The 26,246-nt window shown below is 67.8% G+C and carries 13 protein-coding genes; 6 read left to right on the forward strand and 7 right to left on the reverse strand.

Annotation, left to right across the window (positions count from 1 at the left end; all coding sequences use genetic code 11):
- Positions 1-44 precede the first annotated feature (44 nt).
- Positions 45-1,454: a S8 family peptidase gene (locus tag ABD260_RS00180; RefSeq protein ID WP_344231204.1), complete on the reverse strand. Its 1,410-nt coding sequence runs from the start codon at positions 1,452-1,454 to the stop codon at positions 45-47.
- 271 nt (positions 1,455-1,725) lie between these two features.
- Here ABD260_RS00180 and ABD260_RS00185 point away from each other — a divergent pair, with 271 nt between their 5' ends.
- The 4 genes from ABD260_RS00185 to ABD260_RS00200 all read left to right on the forward strand — a co-directional run bounded on the left by ABD260_RS00185 (position 1,726) and on the right by ABD260_RS00200 (position 5,678).
- Complete coding sequence (locus tag ABD260_RS00185; protein WP_344231205.1) at positions 1,726-2,472, forward strand: GntR family transcriptional regulator; 747 nt, start codon at positions 1,726-1,728, stop codon at positions 2,470-2,472.
- Positions 2,469-3,791: an MFS transporter gene (locus ABD260_RS00190; protein ID WP_344231206.1), complete on the forward strand. Its 1,323-nt coding sequence runs from the start codon at positions 2,469-2,471 to the stop codon at positions 3,789-3,791. Before ABD260_RS00185 ends, ABD260_RS00190 begins: the two co-directional genes overlap by 4 nt.
- Positions 3,792-3,876: 85 nt before the next feature.
- On the forward strand, positions 3,877-4,866 hold the full coding sequence (locus tag ABD260_RS00195) for an ATP-binding cassette domain-containing protein (protein ID WP_344231207.1): 990 nt from the start codon (positions 3,877-3,879) through the stop codon (positions 4,864-4,866).
- Complete coding sequence (locus ABD260_RS00200) at positions 4,863-5,678, forward strand: ABC transporter permease (protein WP_344231208.1); 816 nt, start codon at positions 4,863-4,865, stop codon at positions 5,676-5,678. The genes ABD260_RS00195 and ABD260_RS00200 overlap by 4 nt, the downstream gene beginning before the upstream one ends.
- Positions 5,679-5,727: 49 nt before the next feature.
- Here ABD260_RS00200 and ABD260_RS00205 read toward each other — a convergent pair whose 3' ends face one another.
- Complete coding sequence (locus ABD260_RS00205) at positions 5,728-7,080, reverse strand: serine hydrolase domain-containing protein (protein ID WP_344231209.1); 1,353 nt, start codon at positions 7,078-7,080, stop codon at positions 5,728-5,730.
- Between the two features lie 147 nt (positions 7,081-7,227).
- On the opposite strand from ABD260_RS00205, the gene ABD260_RS00210 reads away from it, so the two are divergent.
- Positions 7,228-10,488 carry an ATP-binding protein gene (locus ABD260_RS00210; protein ID WP_344231210.1) on the forward strand — a complete coding sequence of 1,087 codons (3,261 nt, stop codon included), beginning with the start codon at positions 7,228-7,230 and terminating at the stop codon, positions 10,486-10,488.
- Here ABD260_RS00210 and ABD260_RS00215 read toward each other — a convergent pair.
- The 5 genes from ABD260_RS00215 to paaI all read right to left on the reverse strand — a co-directional run bounded on the left by ABD260_RS00215 (position 10,478) and on the right by paaI (position 24,491).
- Complete coding sequence (locus ABD260_RS00215) at positions 10,478-11,104, reverse strand: TetR/AcrR family transcriptional regulator (protein ID WP_344231211.1); 627 nt, start codon at positions 11,102-11,104, stop codon at positions 10,478-10,480. The two genes, ABD260_RS00210 and ABD260_RS00215, sit on opposite strands and share 11 nt — an antisense overlap.
- A gap of 98 nt (positions 11,105-11,202) precedes the next feature.
- Entirely contained in the window at positions 11,203-11,724 is a 522-nt protein-coding gene (locus ABD260_RS00220; protein ID WP_344231212.1) for a DinB family protein, read from the reverse strand.
- A gap of 9,817 nt (positions 11,725-21,541) precedes the next feature.
- Positions 21,542-22,837, reverse strand: a complete 1,296-nt coding sequence (gene paaK / locus ABD260_RS00235) for a phenylacetate--CoA ligase PaaK (RefSeq protein ID WP_344231215.1) — start codon at positions 22,835-22,837, stop codon at positions 21,542-21,544.
- A gap of 14 nt (positions 22,838-22,851) precedes the next feature.
- On the reverse strand, positions 22,852-24,054 hold the full coding sequence (pcaF, locus tag ABD260_RS00240; RefSeq protein ID WP_344231216.1) for a 3-oxoadipyl-CoA thiolase: 1,203 nt from the start codon (positions 24,052-24,054) through the stop codon (positions 22,852-22,854).
- Positions 24,051-24,491, reverse strand: coding sequence for a hydroxyphenylacetyl-CoA thioesterase PaaI (gene paaI, locus ABD260_RS00245; RefSeq protein ID WP_344231217.1), 441 nt, complete (start codon positions 24,489-24,491; stop codon positions 24,051-24,053). The genes pcaF and paaI overlap by 4 nt, the downstream gene beginning before the upstream one ends.
- Positions 24,492-24,515: 24 nt before the next feature.
- Between paaI and paaN the strand changes: the two genes are divergently transcribed.
- The gene (paaN, locus tag ABD260_RS00250; protein ID WP_344231218.1) at positions 24,516-26,189 is read left to right on the forward strand and encodes a phenylacetic acid degradation protein PaaN; all 1,674 of its coding nucleotides are present in this window, start codon (positions 24,516-24,518) and stop codon (positions 26,187-26,189) included.
- The last annotated feature ends 57 nt before the right edge of the window (positions 26,190-26,246 follow it).

Here is a 26,246-nt window from a genome sequence, read left to right on the forward strand (position 1 = left end):
AACGAGTGGAGGCCCGGGCGGCGGACCCCCACTCGGTCTCGGGGTCAGCGCTGGACGGCGTCCAGCGCGTCGGCGATGCCTTCGCCGAAGAAGGAGTTGTTGGCGGTGGTGCCGGTGCAGCGCGCGTCCGGCGTGGCCGGGCAGGCGGTGTCGTCGGCCTCGCGCTGCAGGGCGCGCTCGAGCTCGCGCGGACCCCACCACGGGTGGGTGGACTTCATCAGGGCGGCGATCCCGGTGACGTGCGGCGAGGCCATCGAGGTGCCGCTCATCAGGCCGTACCGGCCGCCGGGGAGCGTGGAGAGGATCGAGCTGCCGGGAGCGGCGACGTCGATCTTGTGCAGGCCGAAGTTGGAGAAGCTGCTCTTCGCGACGGCGCGCGTGGTGCTGGCGACGGTGATCACGCCGGGGAGCTCGGTCGGCATGTCCAGGCAGTCGTTGTTGATCGTCCGCGGCACCGCGGTGGAGTCGTTCGGGCTGTTGTTGTCGGTGGTCTTGTTCGACAGGTCGTAGTTCGAGTTGCCGGCCGCCGCGACGGAGAGCGTGCCCTGGTCGGTGGCCCAGGCGTACGCCCGGCGCACTGCTTCCTGCACCGCGCCCTGGTCGCCGTTGTCCTTGCACCAGAACTCGAACGGGTCGATGAAGTAGCTGTGGTTCGTCACGGCCATGCGGTGCTCGGCCGCCCAGACGATCCCGCAGATCGAGTACTCGGGGTAGATGAAGCCGGCGTCGTTCACAACCTTCACCGACGCGATGCGTACGCCGGGCGCCACGCCGACGATGCCGACCCCGTTGCGCGCGGCCGCGACCGTACCGGCGACGTGCGTGCCGTGGGAGCTGGTTGTCGGCCGCCATGCACCGGCGGTGGTGTCCGGTACGCCGTTGTTCACGCAGCTGACCGAGTCGCGGGCGTCGAAGTTCGGCGCGAGGTCCGGGTGGGTGTCGTCCACGCCGCTGTCGTTGATGCCGACCAGGACGTTGCGGGAGCCGTCGGTCACCTGATGGGCCTGGTCGGCCTTGATCTGGACCATGTCCCACTGCTCGCCCTCGCGTGGGTCGAGCACCGGGGTCGCCTGGGCCTCGTCCGTCGCGTTCAGACCGCCGGCGCCTTCGCTGACCGCGGCGGTCCGGGTCGCACCGACGGACTGCACCTCGCGGCCGTTCTTTCCGGCGCGGACGTCGGTCCGGAAGTCCGGGTTCGTCGACTGGGCGACGATCACGCCGAACTGCTGGTACGACGTCAGGACGGTGCCGCCGGCGTCGCGGACCGCGTCCTCCGCCTTGCGGACGTGACCTGGGGTGGCCTTGGCGTTGACCACGTAGTTCATCAGTGGGCCGGCGGCCGGCTCGGCGCTCGGTCCGGCGTGCGCGCTGGTCGCGGCGCCGAGGGACATGCACGCGAGCGCGGCGGCGGAGAGGCCTGCCGCCAGCCGGCGGGGACGGGAGAATCGGGACACGCTGCCTCCTCAGGGGCTTGGCCGGGGCGGACGGGCCCGGACCGGTAACCGGAGACTCTAGAACCGATTCCGCGGCGACGGAGTTCTTTGTCCACAACGCACGGGAAACCCTGCGCTTGTCACTACCTAGCGTCTGCCGGATCACGCTCAGTTGCCCACACACTGTGGATCGGCCTGTGGATAACTCGTGGACAAGTTGGGGAATACCGTGGCTCAGCGGTGGATTGTCTGTGTGTGTAAGATAGATACAACAAAGATACGAGTCGTATGGGTGGGGAGTTCAGTGGTAGGCGGGGAGCCGGGCGGTCCGGCAGATGACGCGTTGGTGCTCGGCGAACAGACCGCGGAGATCGCCCGGGTGGTGGTCGAGGCGGCGCCCGAAGCCGAGAAGATCCCGGCAGCGGAGCGGGTGTACGCGTACGTGAAGGCAGCAATCCTGGACCGGGCGTACCCGGGCGGTGAACTGCTCACCGAGGGCGAACTGGCCACCGCGGTCGGCGTTTCGCGGACGCCGGTCCGGGAGGCGCTGCTCCGGCTGGAGGAATCCGGTCTGGTCAAGCTCTACCCGAAGAAGGGCGCGCTCGTACAGCCGGTGCTTCCGCAGGAGATCGACGACGTCCTGGAGGCCCGTGAGCTGATCGAGACGCATGCCGCCGCGCAGGTCTGGCCGCGCCGCAAGCAGCTGATCGAGACCCTGACCGCGCGCGTCGACGCGATGCGCGCGTGCCGCCGCGACGGCGACGCGAAGAGCTTCCTGGAGGCCGACCGGGCTTTCCACGAGGCGATTGTCGATGCCGCCGGCAACCAAATCCTGGCCAAGCTCTACAACAGCCTGCGGGACCGTCAGGTCCGGATGGGCGTGCCCGGGATCGAGGTCCAGCCGGCCCGGATGGACAGGTCGATCACCGCGCACCAGGAGATGATCGACGCGCTCGGTGGGAACAGCGTCGAGCGGTTCCTCGAGCTCGTCGTCACGCACATCGCCGAAGCTGCTACTGACTTGCGGGGGACTCGGTGACCGACTTCCCTCTGGGCGGACGGCGTGCCTGGGTGGTCTGGACTACCGCTGTCCTGACGTACCTCGTGACCGTTCTGCACCGCGGATCGATGAGTGTGGCCGGACTGCAGGCCGCGGAGCGTTTCCACATCTCGGCGTCCGCGCTGGCCAGCTTCACGGTCGTGCAGCTCACTGTGTACGCCGCCATGCAGGTTCCGGTTGGCGTACTACTCGATCGCTACGGCTCCAAGCGGCTGTTGCTCGCAGCGTCCGGTCTGCTCTTCGTAGCGCAGTCCGCCTTCAGCATGGTCGACTCGTACCCGGCAGCGCTGGCCGCACGGGCAGTACTGGGTGTTGGCGACGCGCTGGTGTTCATCAGCGTGCTACGGGTCGTCATGTCCTGGTTCCCCGCGCTGCGACAGCCGGTGATGTCTCAGGCGACCGGAATGCTCGGTGGTCTCGGAGCGATCATGTCGACTGTACCGATGGCTGCCGCGTTCCACGCGTTCGGCTGGACGCCGACGTTCGCCACCGCGAGCGTACTGAGCCTGCTGACCGGTGTACTTGTCCTGTTCCTGATCAAGGACGCCCCGTACGACGAACCGGTCCGCCGGGCGAAGCAGCCGCTCAGTGAGGTACGCAAGAACCTCCGCCGTGCTTGGAGAGAGCCGGGCACTCGCCTGGGGCTGTGGACGCACTTCACCACCAGCTTCTCCGGTAGTACGTTCGGACTGCTCTGGGGCTTCCCGTTCCTAGTCCAGGGACAAGGGGTCGCGCCGACCACCGCTGCGGCGATGTTGATCATCCCCGTCCTCGCGGGACTCTGCTACGGGCCAGTAGTCGGCCGGTACGCAGCCAGGTTCCCGTTCTACCGGTCCTGGATCGTGCTGGCAGTCATAGCGGGCTCAGTGGTGATGTGGACTGTCGTACTGCTCTGGCCCGGTCGTGCGCCGATGCCGGTACTACTGCTACTGATCGTCGTACAGGCGGCTGGTGGACCTGGTTCGATGCTCGGACTGGACTATGCGCGGACGTTCAACCCCACTACTCGGTTCGGTGCCGCCAACGGCATGGTCAACACCGGTGGGTTCATCGCGACCCTGTTGTGCATCGGCATGGTCGGCGTACTGCTCGACGCGTCGTCCGGTGGCGCACCGCAGGCGATCGGCGACTTCAAGTTCGCGCTGGCGTTCCAGTACGTGCTGTGGGCGATCGGTACGCGGCAGATCATCAAGTACCGGCGGAAGGCCCGCGGCAACCTGGCGCGGTACAACCCGGAGGCGTACCAGGCGCTGCTGGCGAACCGCATCTTGCCGCTGGAGGCTGAGACAGCGCGCTGACAGGGCCTGTCAGCCAAAAGCCAGGGTGGTGCCAGAGCCGGGCGGCACGGTAGTCCCAGTGCAGTAATCCACTGGGAGGAACCCGATGACCACAACGAACCAGGTCGCCATCGAGGCGGTCGGCTTGGTCAAGAAATATGGCAGTACCACCGCGCTTGCCGGCGTCGACCTGAGCGTGCCGACCGGTACGGTCCTCGGCGTCCTCGGGCCGAACGGCGCCGGCAAGACGACGGCGGTCCGGATTCTCGGCACGCTGGTCCGCCCGGACGCCGGCCACGCCACGGTCGGCGGCTACGACGTCGTTCGCGAGGCCGGCAAGGTCCGCAGCACGATCGGCCTGACCGGGCAGTACGCGTCGGTCGACGAGGACATGTCCGGCCGCCGGAACCTGATCATGATCGGCCGGCTGCTCGGCCACACCCGGCCGCAAGCCCGCGCCAAGGCGGACGAGCTGCTGGAGCGGTTCGAGCTGACCGACGCGGGTGAGCGGATCGCCAAGACGTACTCAGGCGGTATGCGCCGCCGGCTCGACCTGGCCGCGAGCCTGGTCGGCAACCCGAGCATCCTGTACCTGGACGAGCCCACCACCGGCCTGGACCCGCACGCTCGCAACGGCGTCTGGGAGACAGTCCGCAACCTGGTGCTCGACGGGACCACCGTCCTGCTCACCACGCAGTACTTGGAGGAGGCGGATGCGCTGGCCGACTCGATCGTGGTGTTCGACAAGGGCTCCGTGGTCGCGTCCGGCCGTCCGGCCGAGCTGAAAGCACAGGCGGGCAAGCAGTCGCTGGACGTCCGCCCGGCGGAGCCGTCGCATCTCGAGCGGGTGGCCGCCATCGTGGCCGAGTCGGTCGGCGTACGCCCGACGGTCGACGTGGTGAACACATTGGTCAGCGTGCCGGTGACGGACGGATCGTCGATGCCGGTGGTGGTACGCCGGCTGGACGAGGAAGGCATCGCGGTCACCGAACTGTCGTTGCGGCTGCCCAGCCTGGACGAGGTGTTCCTGGCGCTGACCGGGCACACCGCCGAAGCGAAGAAGTCCGAGAACGTTCTGGAAGGAGTGGGCCGATGAGTACGGCAACTCTCGAAACACCGGCCCACGCGGGCCACCGCGGCCGGCCGTTCGCCTGGGTGCAGCAGAGCCTGACGCTGGCCTGGCGGAACATCGTCCGGATCCGGCAGAACCCGGAAGCCCTGGCGGACGTCACGTTCCAGCCGATCATCTTCCTGGTGCTGTTCCTGTTCGTCTTCGGCGGGGCGATCGCGCAGGGCGCCGGCTGGCGCGACTACCTGCCGTTCCTGCTGCCCGGTCTGCTGGTGCAGACGGTCGTGTTCTCCACGATGGGCACCGGCGTCGCGCTGAACGACGACTTCGCGAAGGGCGTGTTCGACCGCTTCCGCTCGCTGCCGATCGCCCGAGTCGCGCCGCTGGTCGGTGCGGTTCTCGGCGACGCGGTCCGGTACTCGCTGTCGATCGTGATCCTGATGGGTACGGGTTTCGCGCTGGGCTTCCGCTTCGGCAACGGCGTCGGGTACGGCCTGCTGGCGCTGGTGATCGTGCTGGCCTTCGCGCTGTCGATGTGCTGGATCTGGGTCTGGCTGGGGTTGTCACTGAAGACCGCCCAAGGCGTCCAGGGCATCGCGTTCCTGGTGATGTTCCCACTCACCTTCGGCAGCAACGTCTTCGTGAAGACCGACACCCTCCCCGGCTTCCTCCAGGCCTTCGTCAAGGTCAACCCGGTCAAGTACCTGGTGGACACCATGCGAGGCCTGATGCTCGGCGGCCCGATCCAGAAACCCCTCCTGATCACCCTCGCCTGGATGATCGGCCTGGTAGCAGTCTTCGCCCCCCTAGCCATCCGCGCCTACCGCCGCCGCACCTGACCAACCACCCACAAAGGGCCCGGGATCTCCCCGGGCCCTTTGCGTGCGGCTAGCTGTTGTTGAGGTCGGCGAAGGCCAGGGGTTGGCGGGTGCAGAGGTAGGTTGCCCAGTGCAACTTTGTGGGGTGGCCGGCGGGGTCGCGGGTGATGCGGAGGAGTTCGCCGGTTTCGCGGCCGGAGATGGTGCGGTAGGTGTCTTCGGAGATGCGTTCGAAGACGGCGGGGGCCAGGTGTTCGGCGGCGTCGGGGGACTTGGCCTGGAGGACACCGGACTTGACCGTGAAGGTGAACGGGCTGCCCTCGGAGTACCAGGTGCCGAGGACGCCGGTGAGTTCGGCGGGGACCTCGGTGCCGGGGAGCCACGGGTCGGCGGGCAGCGGGTCCTCCTCGAGGACCTTGATCACCAGGTCGGTGGCCAGGGCGCTCGGTGCGGGGGAGGACGTGGCGCCGAAGAGCGCGATCCCGGCCGTACCCGACTCGCGATGGACGAAGGTGGAGGTGATGTGGCCGGGCATGCCGCCGTCGTGGCCGACGAAGAAGCGGTCGCCGCGGCGCAGCAGCATGAAACCGAGCCCGAAGGCCAGCTGCCAGCGGCTCGTGTCGGCCATGATCTGGACCTGGCACATCTCGTCCAGGGTGTCCTTCGACAGCACCTCGTCGACCGGGTTGGCGACGAACATCGCCCACTTGGCCAGGTCCTCGGCTGTCGACGCGAGCCCGCCGCAGGCGTCCATCGCGCCGATGTCGAGCAGCGGCTCCCGGACCGGTACGTCGGTCCACGGCGGCACGTAGTACCCGGTCTGGTTCGGTCCGCCGTCCATCCCGACGGTGGTCCGGCGCATTTCCAGCGGGTCCAGGATGCGGGCCTTCACCGACTCGTACCAGGACCGGCCCTCGATCCGCGCGACGATTTCGCCGAGCAGTGCGAAGACCAGGTTGGAGTAGTGGAACCGGTGGTGTGGCTTGCCGATCCGCTCGGCGTCGTTCCAGCCGGCCACGAGGTCGTCGCGGGACGGGAACTTCATCAGGTCCCAGACGTCGCCGACCGGCTCGCGCTGCATGCCGCTGGCGTGACTGAGCATCTGCCGGACGGTGACGCCGGCGTGCTTGGTCTCCGGGATGAGCTGGTCGACGGTGTCGTCCAGGCTGAGCTTGCCTTCGTCGCGCAGCGCCATGATCGTGACCGCGGTCAGCGTCTTGCTCTGCGACGCGATCAGGAACTGCGAGTCGGCGGTCGGCGGCGTACCCGGGTTGTCCAGGTCCGCGGACCCCACCCCGGCCGACCAGGCCAGCTTCCCGGCCCGGGCGACGGCGCCCACCACCCCGGGCACCCGCCCTTTGGATTGACGTTCGGCGACGAGACGCGTCAGCCCGTTCTGAGTCTGCTCCGCAATTTCTGTCACGACCAGGACCTTAGGCCCTGTCTGGTGATCCAAACAGGACCTTAAAGCAGCGAAATGACAAAAGGCAGGGCGGTTGGTGGGTGAAGTGACAAAAGGCAGGGGCGGTTGGTCGGGGGGATGTGCGAGGCTGGTGGGGTGCGCATAGCGGTGCTTGGGCCTCTCGCGATGTGGGCGGCCGACGGGAGTCCGCTCGACATCCGTGGTGCCCGGCTGCGTGGCTTGCTGGCGCGGCTCGCGTTGAGTGCGGGGAAGCCGGTTTCCGTCGAGACGCTCGTCGACGGGTTGTGGGGCAGCGAGGCGCCGAGCGCGAACGCTCTGCAGTCGCTGGTGTCCCGCCTGCGCGCGAGTCTGCCCGCGACCGAGTCGAGCATCTCGGTGCAGTCGGGCCCAGCCGGGTACACGCTGACCATCGGTCCGGACTGCGTCGACGCCCTCCAGTTCGAGGATCTGGTACGCCGCGGCCGCGCCCTTCTGACCTCTGACCCGCAGCAGGCGCACGCCCTTCTCGCCCAGGCCGACAAGCTGTGGCGTGGTGAAGCGCTGACCGACCTCCGTGACCTGCCCTTCGCCGCCGTCGAAGCGGACCGCCTGGCCGAGCTGCGCCTGGCCGCCGCGGAGGATCTGGCAGAAGCGGCTGTGAGCTGCGGCCACGCCCGTGACCTGATCTCCGACCTGGAGCAGCTCGCAGTCACCCATCCGCTCCGCGAGCGCGTCCACGAGCTACTCATCCGCGCCTTGTACGCCGACGGACGCCAAGCGGAGGCTCTGTCAGCGTACGAACGAGTCCGGACCACCCTTGCCGAGGAGCTCGGTGCCGACCCAGGCACCCGCCTCCGCGAGCTCCACGTGTCTGTACTACGCGGCGATGCAGTAGACCCAGCCGCAAAGAGCTCTGTCGTACCGGCACCTGCTCCAACGAAACCGCGCAGCAACCTCCGTGCACCCTTGACCAGCTTCGTCGGCCGTCAAGAGGACGTAGCCGAGCTGACCCGGCTACTGAGCAACGGCACTCGGCTGGTGACCATGGTCGGACCAGGTGGCGCCGGCAAGACCAGACTGGCCAACGAGACCGGCAGGAGCCTGGTCGACCAGAGTGGTGACGGCATCTGGTTCGTGGAGCTCGCACCGCTCGGCGACGCGGCCGATGTGGCTCCGGCAGTGCTGTCAGCGCTCGGGGCGAGTGAGTACGTGGACGTGTCCGCCGCATCTTTCACCACGACGCACATCCCGACCATCCGGGCCGCGACGCAGCGGCTGGTGGAGGTCATCGGCGACCGGCGCATCCTCCTCGTACTGGACAACTGCGAGCACCTCGTACTGGAGGTGGCCGGCCTGGTCGACTCGCTGCTGGCCTCCTGTCCACGGCTCCGCGTGCTGACTACGAGCCGTGAACCGCTGAGCATCCCTGGTGAGCATTTGCATCCGGTTGGATCACTCGGCCTGCCCCCGGAGGATCTGGTCAGCAGTACGGAGTCGTACCCGGCGATGCAGTTGTTCGTAGACCGGGCGCGCGCCGTACGCCCCGACTTCGAGCTGGTTGATGTGAACCGGGAAGCGGTCGCGGAGATCTGCCGCCGGCTGGACGGGATGCCGTTGGCGATCGAGCTGGCAGCGGCACGGCTGCGGGCGCTCACGCCCCCGCAGATCGTGGACCGGCTGAACGACCGGTTCCGGCTGTTGACCAGCGGTTCGCGGACCGCGCTGCCCAGGCACCAGACGCTGCGCGCGGTGGTGGAGTGGAGCTGGGAGCTGCTCGATCCGGACGAGCAAGCGGTGGCCCGGCGGCTGTCGCTGTTCTCCGGCGGCGCCACGCTGGATGCGGCGGAGCAGATCTGCAGCGACGAGAGCATCCCGCCGGAGTCAGTGCTTGGCGTGCTGGCGTCTCTTGTGGACAAGTCACTCGTCGAAGCCGCCGCGGACGAACGGTCCGTGCGCTACCGGATGCTGGAGACAGTCCGCGCGTACGGGGCCGAGCAGCTGAAGGCATCAGGTGAGTACGACCGATTCCGCCGCGCGCACACCGCGTACTTCAGCCGTCTGCTCCGCAAGGCCCGGCCGAAGATGCGGACCGCTGAACAAGTGCAGTGGATCGCCCGGCTCACCGCCGACAACGAGAACCTGCTCGACGCCCTGCGGAACGCGATCGACACCGGCTCAGCCCGCGTCGCGGTCCAGATGGTCGCGGTGCTGGGCGAGTACTGGACGATGAGCGGCCGCCCGGCGGAGGCGGTGAGCTGGCTGCAGGCCGCGCTCGCCGTACCGGGCCGGACCGTGCCACTGGACCGCGCCGAGGCGCTGTACGTGCTCGCGATCGGCCGGATGTCCAGTGAGGAGGATCCGGTCCGGGCGTTCCAGCAGGTGATCCGTGGGCTGGCCACGGTGCGCTGGCTGGCCCGGCGGCACCCGCAGCTGGTCGAGTCCGGGCTCGGTCTGTTCACGAACGCGATCTGGGCGGCGATCCGGCGCGACAAGGCGACCTGCTTCGAGCAGTTGGAGATCGCCGGCCGGCACCGCGATCCCTGGATTCGCAACATGGGCATCATGGCCAGCGCGATGTTCCGCGAGAACGACGGCGACACCGGCGAGATGGTGGTCAACCTGACCATCGCGCTGGCCGGCTTCCGCGACCTCGGCGACCGGTTCGGGACGTCGATGGCGCTCCGTGGCCTGGCCGGTTACCACTCCGGTCAGGGCGAGCACGCGAAGGCGCTGGAGTTGCTGACCGAGGCGCTCCGGCTGATCGAAGAGCTCGGCACAACCGACGGCGTCGCGCAACTGCTCGGCGGCATCGCGATGAACAAAGCCGAGCTCGGCCAGTACGACGAGGCGCGCGCCGATCTGGAGCGGGCGATGCGGCTGTCCGAGGAGACCGGGTCGCGCGGCGGTCAGGCGATGGCGAACATGGGCCTGGCCAAGCTGGCGCACCGGGCCGGGCAGTTCGAGGAAGCGAAAGAGCTCGCCGAGCGCGCGTACGCGATGCTGGACCTGAACGCGGAGCGGATGGCGCCGCACGGGCAGTCGTCGCTGCTCGGCCACCTCAGCCGCATGTACGCCGCCAACGGCGACGTCGAGGACGCGGAGCGGTGCGGCCGGCAGGCGATCGAGCTGGCGCTCACCACCGAGGACATGCCGGTCGTGTCCGGAGTGATCGAAACCGCGACGGATGCGATGCTGCTGACCGAGGGCGCCGAGTTGACAGCGCGTACGCTCGGGCTGGCGGCCGCGATCAAGGGCAACCGCGCGATCCCGGACGCCGACCTGCGCCGCGTCGTCGAGCAGCTTCGTGATGCCTTGGGCAACGATGCGTACGAGGTGGCGTACGACGCCGGTGCCGTGCTGACCCGGGACGAGGCGATCGCCGAGCTGCGAAAGCGCTACAGCCCGGCGGACGAGCCGGCTAGGCCGTGATCAGCTGCACGGCCAGCTCTCGCAACGACTTCTGGATCTTCTGCTCCGGCGGACGTGGTTCGGCCAGCATCCAGTCGTAGACCACGGTGTTCACCGCGCCGAGGAACGCCAGCGACAGAAAGCGAAAGTCCTTCCGCTTGATCTCGCCGCGCTCGACCGCGGTGTCGCCGACGTCGCGCAGATTGCCGATCAGCAGCTCCCGGAACGCGATCCGCTGTTCCTCGACCGCCGGACTCGTGCCGACCACCTCGACGAACGAGATCCGGGCCCGGCGCAGGTCGGCCATGATCGTCCGCAGGTACGAGTCGACGGCCGCCGCGATCCGCTCGGTGACCGGCCGGTCGGCGGTCCGGCGGAGCGCGTCGCCGGTGTTCCGGACCGCCAGCTCGATCACCTGCGCATGCACCGCGAGCAGCACGGCCTCCTTGTTCTGGAACTCGTGGTAGAAGTGCCGGGTGGACACTTTCGCCTGTGTGCACAGGCGTTCCACGGATGTCGCCGGATATCCATCGGTCCCGAAGAGTTCGAGCGCGGCGGCCAGCAGCCGTTCCCGGCGCGCGGCCTTCCACTCCTCGACTGACCGCCCGGAATAACGGCGTACGGAGGGTTCCCTCATCACACCTCTTGTCGCTACCCCGTGCCAGATGCCGGACATCCTATCCACCCCTCGGCGCGGGTGGTACCTCAGAGGTCAGTCCGGCCGGGGCGCGGCCGTCAGTCCGGTTTGGTGTACCCGGTGCTGCCGTCCAGCAGTTCGCGGATGATGTCCAGGTGGCCGACGTGCCGCGCGGTCTCCTCGATCATGTGGCACAGCACGTACCGCAGCGAGGCCGCCTTCTCGGCCGGCCGGCCCTGCTCCACGGCGTCCAGCGGCAGGTCCGCGATGGTGGCGTTGGACTGCCGGCACTCCGCGTCGTACTCGTCCAGCAACTGCTCCAGCGGCACGTCGTCGACGAACATCTCGGCGTCCTCGTGTGCCCCTTCGACCCACGGTGTCTGGCCGGTGTCGGGTACGCCCGCCATCCCCAGCTGGAACCAGGAGTACTCCACCCAGCGGAGGTGGGCGACCAACCCGGCCGGGGTCATCAATGGCGAGGTCGGCACCACCTTGCGGTGGGCATCCTCCGCGCTCAGTCCCAGACACTTCATCCGGACGAACGACCGTTGCAGGTCAAGCCACCCGATCAACTGCTCCCGCTCACCGGCCGCCAAAGCCGGCCGCTGTACTTCGGTCATTGCACCTCTTCGCACTAGGAGAACAGCACCGTACCGACCCCAGCACGCACCCAACCAGCCAATTACGTCCTGATCAGCTACTTGGTCAGCTACTGGTCAGCTTCCAGCGCTGGCAGGGGCCGTTCCAGTAGTGCCAGACGATCAGCTGGTCGACCTTCTGGTCCACACAGTTCGGCACGTCCAGCGTGTACCCGGTGTCCGCCTGCTGAATCGTCCAGGTGCCGTCGATCGCGGGCTCCACCCGCCAGCGCTGGCACTCGGACTCGTCGACACCGAACACGATGACGGTCGCGGCCGGTTGCCGGGAGCAGCCGGACAGCTGGAGCGCGGTGTTGGTGGACGGGTCGATGATCTGGTAGATGTCATCGCCCAGCGGCTTGAACTGCCAGCGCTGGCACGGGCTGGACGGAATCCAGTCCCAGGTCCGGACGCCGGATGCGGGATTGCAGTCCTTGATGTCCAGTACGTAGTCCTTGCCGGCGGGCTGGCGAACTGCACCGACCTTGTAGCGGCCGTCGAGCTGGGTCGAGTTCATGGCCGCACGCAGGACCCACTGCTGTTCCGGTACGGCGGCACAGGTCCGCTGGATCACCTTGGCGCCATTGGCGGTCCCGGCGTTCTCCACAGCCGCGCACTTACCGCTGTGCGCGAACCGCAACCGCACTACGGTGTCGTAGCTGCTGCCCTCTACATAGTCGAGCAGCACTTGCTGGTTCCCCGTACCCACGCATTTCCACTGTACGAGCGGAGTGTTGTCGTCCGTACTTTGATTGCCGACGTCTATGCACCGCGGTGAGCCGTCGAGCGATGCCCCGTTCAGATGCACCATCTCCAACTGGTACTGCTCTGTTCCGGCTACAGGCACTACCCGGAACCGCTGATGGAGTCCACCGAAGCAGTCCCACTGCTGGATCGCCGCCGGGTCCGTTTGACTGGCGCCAGCGACCTCCATGCACTTGCTGCTGTTGCGGGACACCAGTTCGTACGTCCGGGGCTCGATGTCGAACTTCGGTCCGGTCCCGGCACCGACCGCTGCCTCCTTCCAGTCAGTTACGGGTGCACCGAACGCGGTACCGGTCGACAGCAGCCGTGAGACCTGGCGGCCGCCCCCGTCGAGCGACCCGATCAGTGCGGCGTCCTCCTTTCCGTCCTTGTTGAAGTCGCCGACCTGCAGTGCGGTTCGCACCGGATCCCAGTCGGCCCCGGTCCACCAATCCGACAGCGTGTACGCGGTGCCGGTGGAGTGGAACACCTTCAGCGTCGTACCGGTCCCGTTGTCGTAGATCGCGACGATGTCGTCCTTGCCGTCACCGTCCACATCGCCCACAACCGGATGGCCCTTGTCGGCGCAGTAGTCCCCGTCGTACGCGGGAGCCGCGCTGCCGAACGCCGTACCGGTCGATGGGTACATGTCGACGACGGTGTGGCATGCACTGACCTTCCGGACGACGGCGAGGTCGTCCTTGCCGTCACCGTCGACATCTGCGACGACCGGTTCGGTCAGTGCCCAGTCGCCGCCGGCGGTGGTCGTCTGCAGCCACTGCATCGGTGCGGAGAGGTTGCCGCCGAGGAAGACGAGGAGGCGCCAGGTGCCGTTGCCGGTGTTGAGCTGGACGACGATGTCCGACGCGTTGTCTCCGTTCACGTCGCCCGAGGTGACGTGGGCACCGGCGATCGTCCAGTCCGGCGTGGGCGCCTTCCAGATCGGCGTCGGCGGCGGGTCGTACCGGTTGCCGTCAGAGGGCAGTACGTAGAGCGCCGGCCGGCGTCCGGGCTCGTCCCGGAAGAAGGCCACGTCGGTCCGGCCGTCGTTGTCGAAGTCGCCGTGGACCGGCAGGCTGCGGGACAACGCGAACCCGCCGTTGACGCCGCTGTCCCAGGACAGCGTGCCGGTGCCGAACGTGCCGTTGACGCTGTCGACGTTCCAGATACCGGTCCGGCCGAAGCCCTGGTCGAGCACCATCACCACGTCGGCGGCGCCGTCGCCGTTCACATCGCCACGGACCCGCGGTGCGGTCCCGTTGCTCTTCGCGAGGAGCGTCCAGGACGTGTACTTCGCACTCGGGTTGCCCGCCCGGTCGACGGCACGGACGTACAGCCTGCGACTGGTGGCCGGCACACTCACCGGCAGGTCCGCCGTACCGTCCGGCTTCGCCTTCACCGTGAGCAGGATCCGATCCTGACTGAACCCGTACAGGTACTCGGCGACATCGGTGTCGGCCGCGGCCGGGGAAATCTTGATGATGCCGACCTCCCGGGCGGGCCGGCCGGGCAGGCCGTTCGGGAAGTCGGTGGAGGAGAGCGTCGGCTCGCTGGGCCTGGTGGCGTCGAGCGTGAAGTAGCAGCGGGTGGTCGCGGGCCCGAAGTCGATTCCGTCGCCCGCGACCTGGTCATCGCTGCGGGCCACGTAGTAGTACGGCGTGCCCGCTGCCAACGTTCCATCGGGCACGGGCGCCCAGCTGAACGCTGCGCCGTTGCCTGTGAGTGCGGTGTCTTGCTGGTAGACCAGGCCGTCGTCCGCGACGCGGTGGATCTCCAAACGGTTCACCAAGGTGTCGCCGTCGGGGTCGCTGCCGACGGCTGAGAAAGTCGGCGTGGAGTCGTTCACCGGTGTCGGGGCGGCCGCGGTTCCACAGGCCTTCGGGTAGTCGAAGTTCAGCTTCTGCGGTGCCCGTGGTGGATTGTTGTACGTGACCACGATTGACGCGGTCTCGCCGTGAAACCTCTTCCACTGCGCTTCGTTGCCTTCGTCCGGGGCGCGGAGCCCGAGTGAGATCGAGGACTCGCGCCGGTCCGCGACGCCCTGCAGAAGCGCGGTCAGCGCGGGTGAGGCGAAGCCCATCGACATGTCCGGCTGGTGGCCGGTCCAGGCGTTGCCGCTGGCAGTCGCCAGGTACTGCAGCCAGCCGGTGTTGTTCCAGGTGACCGCGTTGGCCCGGCTGATCGGGGTGGTTCGGTACAGGTCGGTGGGCGTCGGGCTGCCGGTCGGTGAATGATCCAGCACGATCGTGAATCGCGCGTCGATGATGCGGGCACCCGCGATACCCGTCGTGGACAGCTGGAAGAGCGAGCGGTACGTGTCGGTGTCCGGTCCCCACGCCTGACCCACCTTGGCGCCCTGGTCCCGGTCGTACGCCCAGTAGCTGTCATTCGGGTGGACAAGTCGGATCGTAGCCATGTCGTTCTGTGAGCCAAGGAGTTGGTCTTGTGAGTTGTCTTCCTAAGACCGCTTGGCCTCCGACTTGGCGACCGCCGTTCTGACCTGTACGGACGGTGGCGCACTGGCTGCGATACCAGCGTGCAGGCCTGGTATCAGCAGCAGAGTGGCAGCTACCAGTGCCTGGATGATCCTTGCGCGCACGGCGGCCCCCTGCCATTCACGGTGCTGGCGACGCTGCCACGGTCGCACGGCGACCGGACGGCCGGAATGCCTTCGACCAGCGTCGAATCCGGCCAGTGGGCCATTCGAGTGAGGTGGAAGGCGTTGCCGGGCGCGGGATTCGGGTCGTGCACTGAAAACTGCACCCCGCCGCCCACTTCAGGGGGAACCATGCGATATCGCCGCCGTCTGCTGTTGACTCCGACAGCCGTGGTCGTGGCTGTCAGCCTGATCGCCACCACGCCAGGGACCGCGCCTGCCGCGCAGGCTCCGGCCAAGCACACCGCGGGCCACGTCAAACCGCCCAGAGAGAAGTCGGTCCCGATCGAGAAGCTGCCCGCCAAACCTGGACTGCCCGACGAGGACGCTCAGCGTGCTGTCACCCAGGTGCCGCAGCCGCGGTGGCCGGCGCCTGGCCGGGCCGAGGTCTCGCTGCCGAAGCCGCAGGCGCAACCGGTCGACTGGGGAGCTGTGCTGACGGCCCGCCCGACGACCAAGGTCACCGGGCCATCGGAGCAGGTGGGTTCGCTGCCGCTCCGGATCGGTCCCACCGCGGCCGCGAACAAGCAGGCAGCAGCAGCGGCCGGTGCGGCCGGTGCGCCCGGTGGTGAGGCCGGCCAGACGCCGGCGAAGGTAGCGTTGCAGATGCTCGGGCGTACGGGCGATCAGCTGCGGTTCCGGCTCAACCGGACCGACGGGATCGCGCGGACCGGCAAGGTATCGCTCCGGATCGACTACAGCGGCTTCCGGCAGGCGTTCGGTGGCGACTGGTCCACTCGGCTGCAACTGGTCAGCATTCCGGCCTGTGCGGGCTGTACGCCAGTGCGCTTGCCATCGCACAACGACGGCAAGGGCGAGCTCTCGGCGGACGTACCGGCCACGGCTGGGCCGACCACCTTCGCCCTGTCGGCTGCGCCATCAGGTCCTGCCGGTGACAACACGTCGACCTCGCTGACGCCGACCGCGACGTGGCAGGTCGGCGGGTCGTCCGGCGACTTCAGCTGGTCGTACCCGATGCAGGTACCGCCGAGTCTCGGCGGACCGAAGCCAACGCTCGCGCTGGGCTATTCGTCCGGTTCGGTGGACGGACGCACCACGGCGTCGAACAGTCAGGCCTCTTGGGTCGGCGCCGGCTTCGAGTTCGCTCCCGGCGGCACGATCGAGCGACGGTACGCCTCTTGTGCTTCGAAGACCGAACAGAAGGGCAACAACGGTACCGCCGTCACCGGTGACTTCTGCTGGGCGACCGACAACGCCACCTTCGCGCTGAACGGTGCCGGCGGTGAGTTGGTGCTCGACGACCAGACTCATACCTGGCACTCCCGCACCGACGACGGCCTGACGATCGAGAAGCTGTCCGGCGCGGACAACGGCGACGGTGGGCCGGACTCCGGTCTGGCCGCGAAGGGCGAGTACTGGCGGATCACCGACAAGAGCGGGACACAGTACTACTTCGGTCTCAACAAGTTGCCTGGGGCAAGTGGTTCGACGAACTCCGCCTGGACGGTCCCGGTGGCCGGGAACAACGCGGGCGAGCCCTGTCATGCGACTGCGTTCGTGGATTCGTTCTGCCAGCAGGCGTACCGGTGGAACCTCGACTACGTCGTCGACCGGCACGGCAACACCATGTCCTTCTACTACGACCTCGAGACCAACAAGTACGGCCGGGCCGGCAAATCGACACTGGTCGCGGACTACGTACGCGCCGGCAACCTGAACCGGATCGAGTACGGCCAGCAGGCGGGCAAGTTGACCGACAACGCCGCCAAGGTGGCCCAGGTCAGGTTCGAAACCGCGGAGCGGTGCCTGAAGCCGAGTGGGTGCGTCGCCTCCGACTACGTGGACACTCCGCTCGACCAGGAGTGCACGAGTACGACCAACTGTGGTGACCTCCTCTACCCGTCGTTCTGGACCAAGAAGCGGCTGTCCCGGGTCGTCACCGAGGTCTGGCGCGGTACGTCGTACCAGCCAGTGCAGTCGTGGACGTTCCGGCAGAGCTTCCTGGACCCGCAGGACGCCGGCCGGTCCGGGATGTTGTGGCTCGAAGGCATCACCAGTACCGGTCTGGTCGGTGGATCGAAGGCACTACCCGAGGTGAGCTTCGCCGCGCAGGTGCTCCCGAACCGGCTGCTCGGTCCGGATTCACTGGGCCAGCCGACTCTGAACTGGCCGCGGATCAAGACCATCACGTACGGGACAGGTGGTCAGGTGGCGGTGCACTACCTCGGCCCGGACTGCACGGTGCCGTCGGACCTGCCGCCCGTCGACAACAACGGCAAGCGGTGTTACCCGATCAAGTGGACGCCGAAGGACCAGGCGGAACGGCAGGACTGGTTCGCCAAGTACGTGGTGGACCAGGTCACGGAGTCGGACCTCGTCGGCGGTACGCCCGGACAGGTGACGAAGATCGAGTACCCGGAGGCTCCGGCCTGGCGGCACGACGAGGAGGACGGACTGGTCGAGGTCGACCGCAAGACCTGGTCGCAATGGCGCGGCTACGAGAAGGTGAAGGTGACCACCGGCAACGGCCTGGACGGGCCGGCCACGGTCAAGACGAACATCTACTACCGGGGCATGGACGGCGATGTCCGGCAGGACGGCACCCTGAAGAGCGTCGACGTGACGGACTCCACCGGCGGCAAATCGGAGGACCTGAACCCGCTGGCGGGCAAGCTCCGCGAGCAGACGACGTACTCCGGGACCGCTGTCGTCGACCGGTCCATCACCGACCAGTGGGTGTCGAAGGACCCGACCGCGACCCGCGTCCGCGACTGGGGAACGACCAAGGCTTATCGCGTGCAGGACAAGGCGATCCGGCAAGACCAGGCGGTCGGCACCGGCTGGCTGCAGAGCTCGTCGTCGAACACGTACGACGAGGCGACCGGCCGGTTGACCGCCAAGACCGACCTGCGTGACGTGGCGAACCCGAACGACGACATCTGTACCAGGTACGAGTACTTCGACAACCCTGCTGCCGGGATCGCGGAGCTGCCTGCGCGTGAGCAGACCGTCAAGGTGTCCTGTGCCAAGACGTGGACGAACACCGACGTGCTGTCCGACAGCAAGACCAGCTACGACCCGGCGACCGGTGACAAGCTGGCGGTGCAGCGGCTGTCCGGCTTCGACACCGCGGGTAAGCCGACATACCAGACCGTGAGTACGGCGGACTACGACGCCTTCGGCCGCGTGCGGCACACCAGCGACGCGCTGCAGCACACCACGACCGTCGACTACACGCCGGCCGCCGGCGGTGCGCTGACGGCGAGCAAGACCACACAGCCGAACGGGCAGACGGCCACCAGCCGAGTGGACCCGGCCTGGGGTGAGGAGGTTGCTGTCACCGACGCCGCCGGCCGCACCACGACGACCAAGCGTGACCCGCTCGGGCGCTCGGTGGAGACCTGGCTGCCGGGCAACACCTCGTCGACACCGAACGACGCCACCACGTACTCCGATGAGCCCGGGAAGCCCGGTGTGGTTACCAGTACGTCGTTGCGCGCCGACGGCTCGACGGAGCTGACCCGTGAGTTCAGTGACGGACTGATGCGCCGCCGGCAGACGCAGTCCGAGTCCGCCGACGGGATCGGGCGGCTCATCACCGACTACATCACCGACAGCCGTGGGCAGGAGGTCAAGCAGAACGGCCCGTACCCGAACGACTCGCCGCTCGGTTTCGACCTCGTCAAGCCGACGGACGAGAAGCTGCTTCCCGCCCAGAAGCTCACCACGTACGACGACCTCGGCCGCCCGCGCCAGGAGTCGTTCCTGTCCCTCGGCAGCACCCAGTGGACCCGCTCGCACTCCAACGGGACAGGAGTGGAGACCATCGAACCGCCGGCCGGTGACCAGGCGACGACCCGGATCACCGACCTGCAAGGACGTCTGGTCGAGCTGCGCAACTACCACGGCAACAAGGCGACAGGTGGCTACGACAAGACCAGCTACACCTACACACCGGCCGGTCAGCTCGAGAGCGTGACCGACCCGGCCGGCAACGTGTGGCGGTACCAGTACGACCTCCGTGGCCGGAAGTACCAGGAGACGGATCCGGATCGTGGCGTCACGAAGTACACCTACAACGATCTCGACCAGGTGGTGACGTCGACCGATGGGCGCAACGTCACGCTCACGTACGAGTACGACTCCGCCGGCCGCCGGACCGTGGTGAAGAACGGCGGCACTGTCGAGACACAGTTGACCTACGACACGGTCAAGCCCGGTTCACTCACCAGTGCGACTCGGTACATCAACGGGAACGCGTACACGATGCGCTTCACCGGTTATGACGATGCGGGGCGTCCGACCGGTACCGCACTGGACATTCCGCAATCCGAAGGCGCGCTCGCCGGGTCGTACGCGGTCAGCACCTCGTACACCGCTGACGGGCAGGTGAAGAGTACGACCATGCCCGCGCTCGGTGGACTGCCCGCGGAGACCGTGACAGTCGGGTACGACAAGCGCAGCCGGCCGATCTCGCTGACGGGTGCGTCCTCGTACGTGAGTGAGACCGACTACACGCCGTACGGCGAAACCAGCCGACTCCAGATGACCAACGGCGACAACTGGGCCGAGCAACTCTTCGAGTACGAGGAGGGGTCGCATCGGTTGTCCCGAGGCAGTTTGCTGACGCCGAACGGCTACGAGTCCGACGTGCGGTACGCCTACGATCCGGCCGGCAACATCGTCAAGGCGACCGACAGCCCGACCACAATCGACGCCAACGACACGCAGTGCTTCGGGTACGACGACTACCGCCGCCTGACCCAGGCGTGGACGCCGACCAGCGGAGACTGCGCGGCCGCACCGGACAAGAACGCCCTCGGCGGACCGGCGCCCTACTTGTACAGCTGGACGTTCGACGCCATCGGTAACCGCAAGAGCGAGCAGCGGATCACTCCAGGCGGCGAAACCAACGCCACGTACGAGTACCCGGCCGCGGGCCAGCCGCAACCACATGCGGTCCAGAAGGTCACTACAACCGGGACCGGTGGGACGCGGGTCGACCAGTACGCGTACGACGCCGACGGCAACCTGCGGACCCGTACCAAGGAAGTCGGAGGCCAAGCGGTCTTAGGAAGACAACTCACAAGACCAACTCCTTGGCTCACAGAACGACATGGCTACGATCCGACTTTCTACGCGGCCGATGGGACCCGCATCCTGCGCAAGGACTCCACCGGTACGACGCTGTTCATCGGCGACACCGAGTTGCAGCTGAAGCCGGACGGGTCGTTGCTGGGCACGCGGTACTACTCCATGGGCGACCACCAGGTGGCGGTCCGCACCGGCAGCAAGCTCACCTGGGTCAGCGGCGACCACCACGGCACGATGACGGTGTCGGTGGATGCGGCCACGCTGGCCGTGCAGCGTCGACGGATCACGCCGTACGGGGAGGTGCGCGGCACCGCGCCGAACGCTTGGCCGGGGCAGCGTGGTTTCGTTGGTGGAGTCCAGGACGACGCTACTGGACTGGTTCATCTGGGAGCCCGGGAGTACGACCCGGACAGCGGCCGGTTCATTTCGGCCGATCCACAGCTGGATGCCAGCGATCCACAGCAGATGAACGCGTACGCGTACGCGAACAACAGTCCGGTGACCTTCAGCGATCCGGACGGCCAGCGGTACGTGACGGAGACGGTGACCACGCTGCGCGAGGTGGTCAAGGTGGTCTACAAGCGCATCACCGAGGAAAAGGCACGGCTGGTACGGCATACCAGGCTGCTGATCTTGTCCGTCAGCCTGTATCTGATGTTCCGCGCGATGGGCTGGAATTCGCTGGCGAACGCACTACTGGTTTACGCGACGTACGTGACCTGGGTGATCGTCCGGATCACCAGAACCATCCGCGAACTGGTCAAAGTCCAGGAACGCGTCACCCGAAAACTCAAACGCTGGGTAGGCGACGCCGAAGCCAAGGACCTCGACCGAATGCTCAAAGAATCCAACGACACCCTGCGCATGGCCCAACACGTAGCCGCTCAGGCAAACGCCATCCTCACCTGGGCCTACCAACTCAGGGCCGCGAATGCTCAGGGCAGGGGCGGCGGTGGGGGAGGCGCATCTGGTGGCGCAGGTGCCAATGGGATGGACCCCTGCTATTGGTACGGGTGCACGAGCCCGGACCCCCAGATCGACAAACTCGACAACAAGGAACCGGACCAGCCCTGGTGGTACAAGTGGCTGAAAGGCATCACCGCTGCTGTGCCCACCGCTATCGCGGGTGGCGCCTGTGCGGCGGGTACGGCGCCAAGTGGTCCCGGAGCCTGGGCGGCCGGCGGTTTCTGCGGCGGTAACGTCGCATTCTTCATCACCGACTTCTTCGACCGGTACTGGAACATGAAACACACGACACCGCGTGAGCAGGCGTACGACGAACAGCGTCTGAAGAACCGGGACGAGTTCCGGCGAACTTGTCACACCTACAACGGGTGCTAACGGCTAGCGGTTGTCCTTGATGCGCTTGGCTTTGCCCAGGGAGCGTTCGAGGGCGTGCGGCGTCACGATTTCCACGGAGATCGTGACGCCGACGCGTTCCTTGACGCGGTGGACCAACTGAGCTGCGGCGGTCCGGGGATCGGTGAGGCCGGGGGCGGCTTCTACCTGGATGGTTAGTTCGTCCAGGCGGTGGGGGCGGGTGAGGATGCAGAGGTAGTGCGGGGTGAGGCCTTCGATCAGGAGGATCTGTTCTTCTATTTGGGTGGGGAAGACGTTGACGCCGCGGACGATCATCATGTCGTCGGTGCGGCCGGTGATCTTTTGCATGCGGCGGTGGCCGGGGCGGGCGGTGCCGGGGAGGAGGCGGGTCAGGTCGCGGGTGCGGTAGCGGAGGACCGGGAAGGCCTCCTTGGTCAGCGTGGTGAAGACGAGTTCGCCTTCGGCGCCGTCGGGCAGTACCTCGCCGGTGACCGGGTCGATGATCTCCGGGTAGAAGTGGTCCTCCCAGATGTGCAGGCCGTCCTTGGTCTCGACGCACTCCTGGGCCACGCCCGGCCCCATCACCTCGGACAGGCCGTAGATGTCGACCGCGTGGATGCCGCTCCGTTCCTCGACCTCAGCGCGGAGTTGTTCGGTCCACGGTTCCGCGCCGAAGATCCCGATCCGCAGCTCGGTGTCCCGCGGGTCCAGGCCGCGCCGTTCCATCTCGTCGACGATCGCGAGGAAGTACGACGGGGTGACCATGATGATCCGCGCACCGAAGTCCCGGATCAGGTCCACCTGCCGCTCGGTCATCCCGCCGGAGACGGGTACGACCGTGCAGCCGAGCCGCTCCGCGCCGTAATGCGCGCCCAGCCCACCGGTGAACAGACCGTAGCCGTAGGCAACATGACAGACGTCGCCGGCGCGGCCACCGGCGGCCCGGATCGACCGCGCCATCAGGTCGGCCCAGTTGTCCAGGTCGCGCTGGGTGTACCCGACAACGGTCGGCCGCCCGGTCGTCCCGGACGAGGCGTGCACCCGCGCCACCTCGGTCCGCGGTACGGCGAACATCCCGAACGGATAGTTGTCTCGCAGATCCTTCTTCGTGGTGAACGGCAGTCGCCGAAGGTCGGACAGCTCGCGCAGGTCGTCCGGCCTGAACCCAAGAGCGTCCAGTGCGGCCCGGTAGTGCGGCACGTTCTCGTACGCCCGCCGTACTGTTGCCTGTAGCAACGACAACTGATGGGACCGGAGCTCGTCCACGGACAGCCGTTCGCCGACGTCTTGCAACTCCGTCGGGCAAGCCTCACCGAGCATGGAATCTCCTCGTACTAAGGGCGGGCGAGCAACGTCGCGATGCCCTGGCCGACACCGATGCACATGGTGGCCAGTGCGTACTGGGCGTCACGGTGCCGCAGTTCCAGCGCGGCGGTGAGCGCGAGCCGCGCACCGGACATCCCGAGTGGATGACCGAGGGCGATGGCGCCGCCGTTCGGGTTCACGTGCTCGGCGTCATCGGGCAGGCCGAGCTCCCGCAGTACGGCCAGCGACTGCGCCGCGAACGCCTCGTTCAGCTCGATGACCTCGATCTCGGAGAGCGCGACGCCCGTACGGCCCAGGAGCTTCCGGGTAGCCGGTGCCGGTCCCATTCCCATGATCCGAGGCGGTACGCCGGCCGCTGCCGTACTGACGATCCGGGCCAGCGGCGTCGCGCCGTACCGCTCGACGGCCTCCCCGCTCATCACCAGCAACGCGGCCGCGCCGTCGTTGACCCCGGACGCGTTCCCCGCCGTCACCGTCCCGGGTGACCGGAACGGGGTCTTCAGCCCGGCAAGTGCTTCGAGCGAGGTCTCACGCGGATGTTCGTCGGCATCCACCACGGTCACCGCACCACGCTTCCCGGGTACGTCGACCGCGACGATCTCTTCGGCGAGCCGCCCGTTCGCCTGCGCCTTTGCTGCCCGCTGCTGCGACCGCAACGCGAACAGGTCCTGGTCCGCCCGCGAGATGCCGAAGTCGGCCGCGACGTTCTCGGCTGTCTCAGGCATCGAGTCGATCCCGTACTGTGCCTTCAGCGCCGGATTGACGAACCGCCACCCGATCGTGGTGTCGAACACCTCCGCCTGCCGTGAGTACGCGGTAGTTGCCTTCGGCATCACAAAAGGTGCCCGTGACATCGATTCGACGCCACCGGCCAGCACAATGTCGTTGTCTCCGGCAATGATCGATCGCGCTGCGGACGCGACCGCGTCCAGGCCCGAGCCGCACAGCCGGTTGATCGTCGTCCCGGGAACCGAGTCCGGCAACCCGGAGAGCAGCACGGCCATCCGCGCGATGTTCCTGTTGTCCTCACCGGCTTGATTGGCGCAGCCAAGGATCACGTCGTCGATCCGGTCCGGGTCGAACGCGGTCCGGTTCAGCAACGACGAGATCGCGTGCGCGGCGAGGTCGTCGGGGCGTACGCCTGCCAGCGCGCCGCCGTACCGCCCGATCGGCGTCCGGACTCCGTCGACCAGGAATGCCTCGCGCCTCATGTTTCCTCCGGAAGGATGGTGCCTGACAACTGCCGGCTGCGGCCGCGGAACTCGGCGATCACCTCGTCGCCACGGGTGACCGTGACGTCGTAGATCGCGTTCCGGCCGAAGCTGGTGCGTTCGGTCGCGGTGGCCACCAGGACGTCACCGCGGTGCGCGGGCGCGACGAAGACGATGTCGCAGGTCTGCGCGACCGTCACCTGGTTGCGCGAGTTGCAGGCGAACGCGAACGCCGAGTCGGCCAGACTGAACACGAATCCACCATGCGCGATTCCGTGCCCGTTGACCATGTCGTCGCGCACGGTCAGTTCCAGCCGCGCGGTGCCGACGCCGACGTCGAGCAGCCGCATCCCGAGGCCGGCGCTCGCGGTGTCCTCCGCCCACATCGCCGCGGCCACTCGGGCCGCCAGCTCATGTGACACTCTGGTCCCAGCCACGTCAACGACTGTAACATCGCAGGCATGACGACCGACCTGCTCTCCTCCCACCGTGAGCGCCTGGACGGCGCGCTGAAGGCGATCCGCGAGCGCGGCTACCACTCCGCCTTCCCCGAGTCGCCGAGCCCGCGGGTGTACGGCGAGACCGCGGCGGCGGACGGGAAGTCCGCGTTCGAAGCGCATCTCGGCACGACGTACGCCCTGGACATCCCCGGCGCGCGCGGCACGGTCGTCTCCGAGCAGTCGCCGTACGGGATCGAGCTCGACGTCGCGTACCCGCGCGTGGTCGAGGACGGGCTGGACGAGCTCCTCGCCGCGGCGCAGCACGGGCTGGTGGATTGGCGCCGAGCCGGGATCGACGGCCGCACCGGGGTCGTACTCGAGATCCTGGACCGGCTGCACAAGCGGGTATTCGAGCTGGCCAATGCGGTCCAGCACACCAGCGGGCAGGCGTTCGTGATGGCCTTCCAGGCCGGTGGCGCGCACGCCCTGGACCGTGCGCTCGAAGCAGTCGCGTACGCGTACGAGGAAATGCACCGCTACCCGGCGACCGCGGCCTGGGAGAAGCCGGCCAAGAACGATCCGATCCGGATGGAGAAGACGTTCACCGTCGCCGGCCGTGGCGTCGCGCTGGTGATCGGCTGCAACACGTTCCCGACCTGGAACTCCTGGCCCGGCCTGTTCGCGTCCCTGGTCACCGGCAACGCGGTCGTGGTGAAGCCGCACCCGCTCGCGGTCCTGCCGCTGGCGATCACCGTCGACGTCTGCCGCGAGGTGCTCGCCGAGGCCGGCCTCGACCCGAACCTGGTCACGCTGGCCACCGAACGCGCCGGCGACGGTCTGGCGAAGCCGCTGGCGACCCGGCCCGAGGTGAAGCTGATCGACTTCACCGGCGGCAGCGAGTTCGGCGAGTGGCTGGAGCAGAACGCGACCCAGGCGACCGTGTTCACCGAGAAGGCGGGTGTGAACGCGGTCATCCTCGACTCGACCGACTCGTTCAAGGCGCTCTGCGGGAACCTCGCCTTCACCCTCTCGCTGTACTCGGGCCAGATGTGCACCACGACGCAGAACCTGTTCGTCCCGGCCGGCGGCATCGAGACCGACGAGGGCCACAAGTCGTTCGAGGAGGTCGGCGCCGGCCTCGCGGCCGCGATCGGCAGGCTGCTGGGCGACGACGCCCGCGCGGTCGAGATCCTCGGCGGCATCGTCAATCAGGCAGTGATCAGCCGGCTGGAGCTGGCCCCCGAGTACGGCGACGTGGTGCTCGAGTCACGGGCGATCCAGCACCCGTCGTACCCGGAAGCGCTGGTTCGGACGCCGCTCCTGGTCGCGCTCGACGCCGACGACGCCTCGGTGTACGGGCGGGAGTGCTTCGGCCCGGTGTCCTTCCTGGTGCGGACCGCCGACACGGCCCAGTCGATCGACCTGTTCCGGAAGACCGTGACCGAGGACGGCGCGATGACGGCCGGGATCTACTCGACCGACGAGAAGGTGCTCGAACAGACCCGCGAGGCCGCGCTCGACGCCGGGGTGGCGCTGTCGGAGAACCTCACCGGCCAGGTCTTCGTGAACCAGTCCGCCGCGTTCAGCGACTTCCACGGTACGGGTGCGAACCCGGCCGCCAATGCGACCTACACCGACGGGGCGTACGTCGCGAGCCGGTTCCGGGTCCTCCAATCTCGTCGCCACGTTGCGTGACGTCTACGCAGAGTCCCCAAGCACATACAGTGAGATTTACGTTAAAAAGTAACTGAG

Source organism: Kribbella hippodromi (assembly GCF_039531045.1).
Taxonomy (GTDB): Bacteria; Actinomycetota; Actinomycetes; order Propionibacteriales; family Kribbellaceae; genus Kribbella; species Kribbella hippodromi.

What these genes read in the sequence shown, in the direction of transcription:
- ABD260_RS00195 (WP_344231207.1), top strand. Translation starts at nt 3,877, where the DNA reads ATGACCACAACGAACCAGGTCGCCATCGAGGCGGTCGGCTTGGTCAAG.
- ABD260_RS00200 (WP_344231208.1), top strand. Translation starts at nt 4,863, where the DNA reads ATGAGTACGGCAACTCTCGAAACACCGGCCCACGCGGGCCACCGCGGC.
- ABD260_RS00215 (WP_344231211.1), bottom strand. Translation starts at nt 11,104, where the DNA reads ATGAGGGAACCCTCCGTACGCCGTTATTCCGGGCGGTCAGTCGAGGAG.
- ABD260_RS00220 (WP_344231212.1), bottom strand. Translation starts at nt 11,724, where the DNA reads ATGACCGAAGTACAGCGGCCGGCTTTGGCGGCCGGTGAGCGGGAGCAG.
- paaK (WP_344231215.1), bottom strand. Translation starts at nt 22,837, where the DNA reads ATGCTCGGTGAGGCTTGCCCGACGGAGTTGCAAGACGTCGGCGAACGG.
- pcaF (WP_344231216.1), bottom strand. Translation starts at nt 24,054, where the DNA reads ATGAGGCGCGAGGCATTCCTGGTCGACGGAGTCCGGACGCCGATCGGG.
- paaN (WP_344231218.1), top strand. Translation starts at nt 24,516, where the DNA reads ATGACGACCGACCTGCTCTCCTCCCACCGTGAGCGCCTGGACGGCGCG.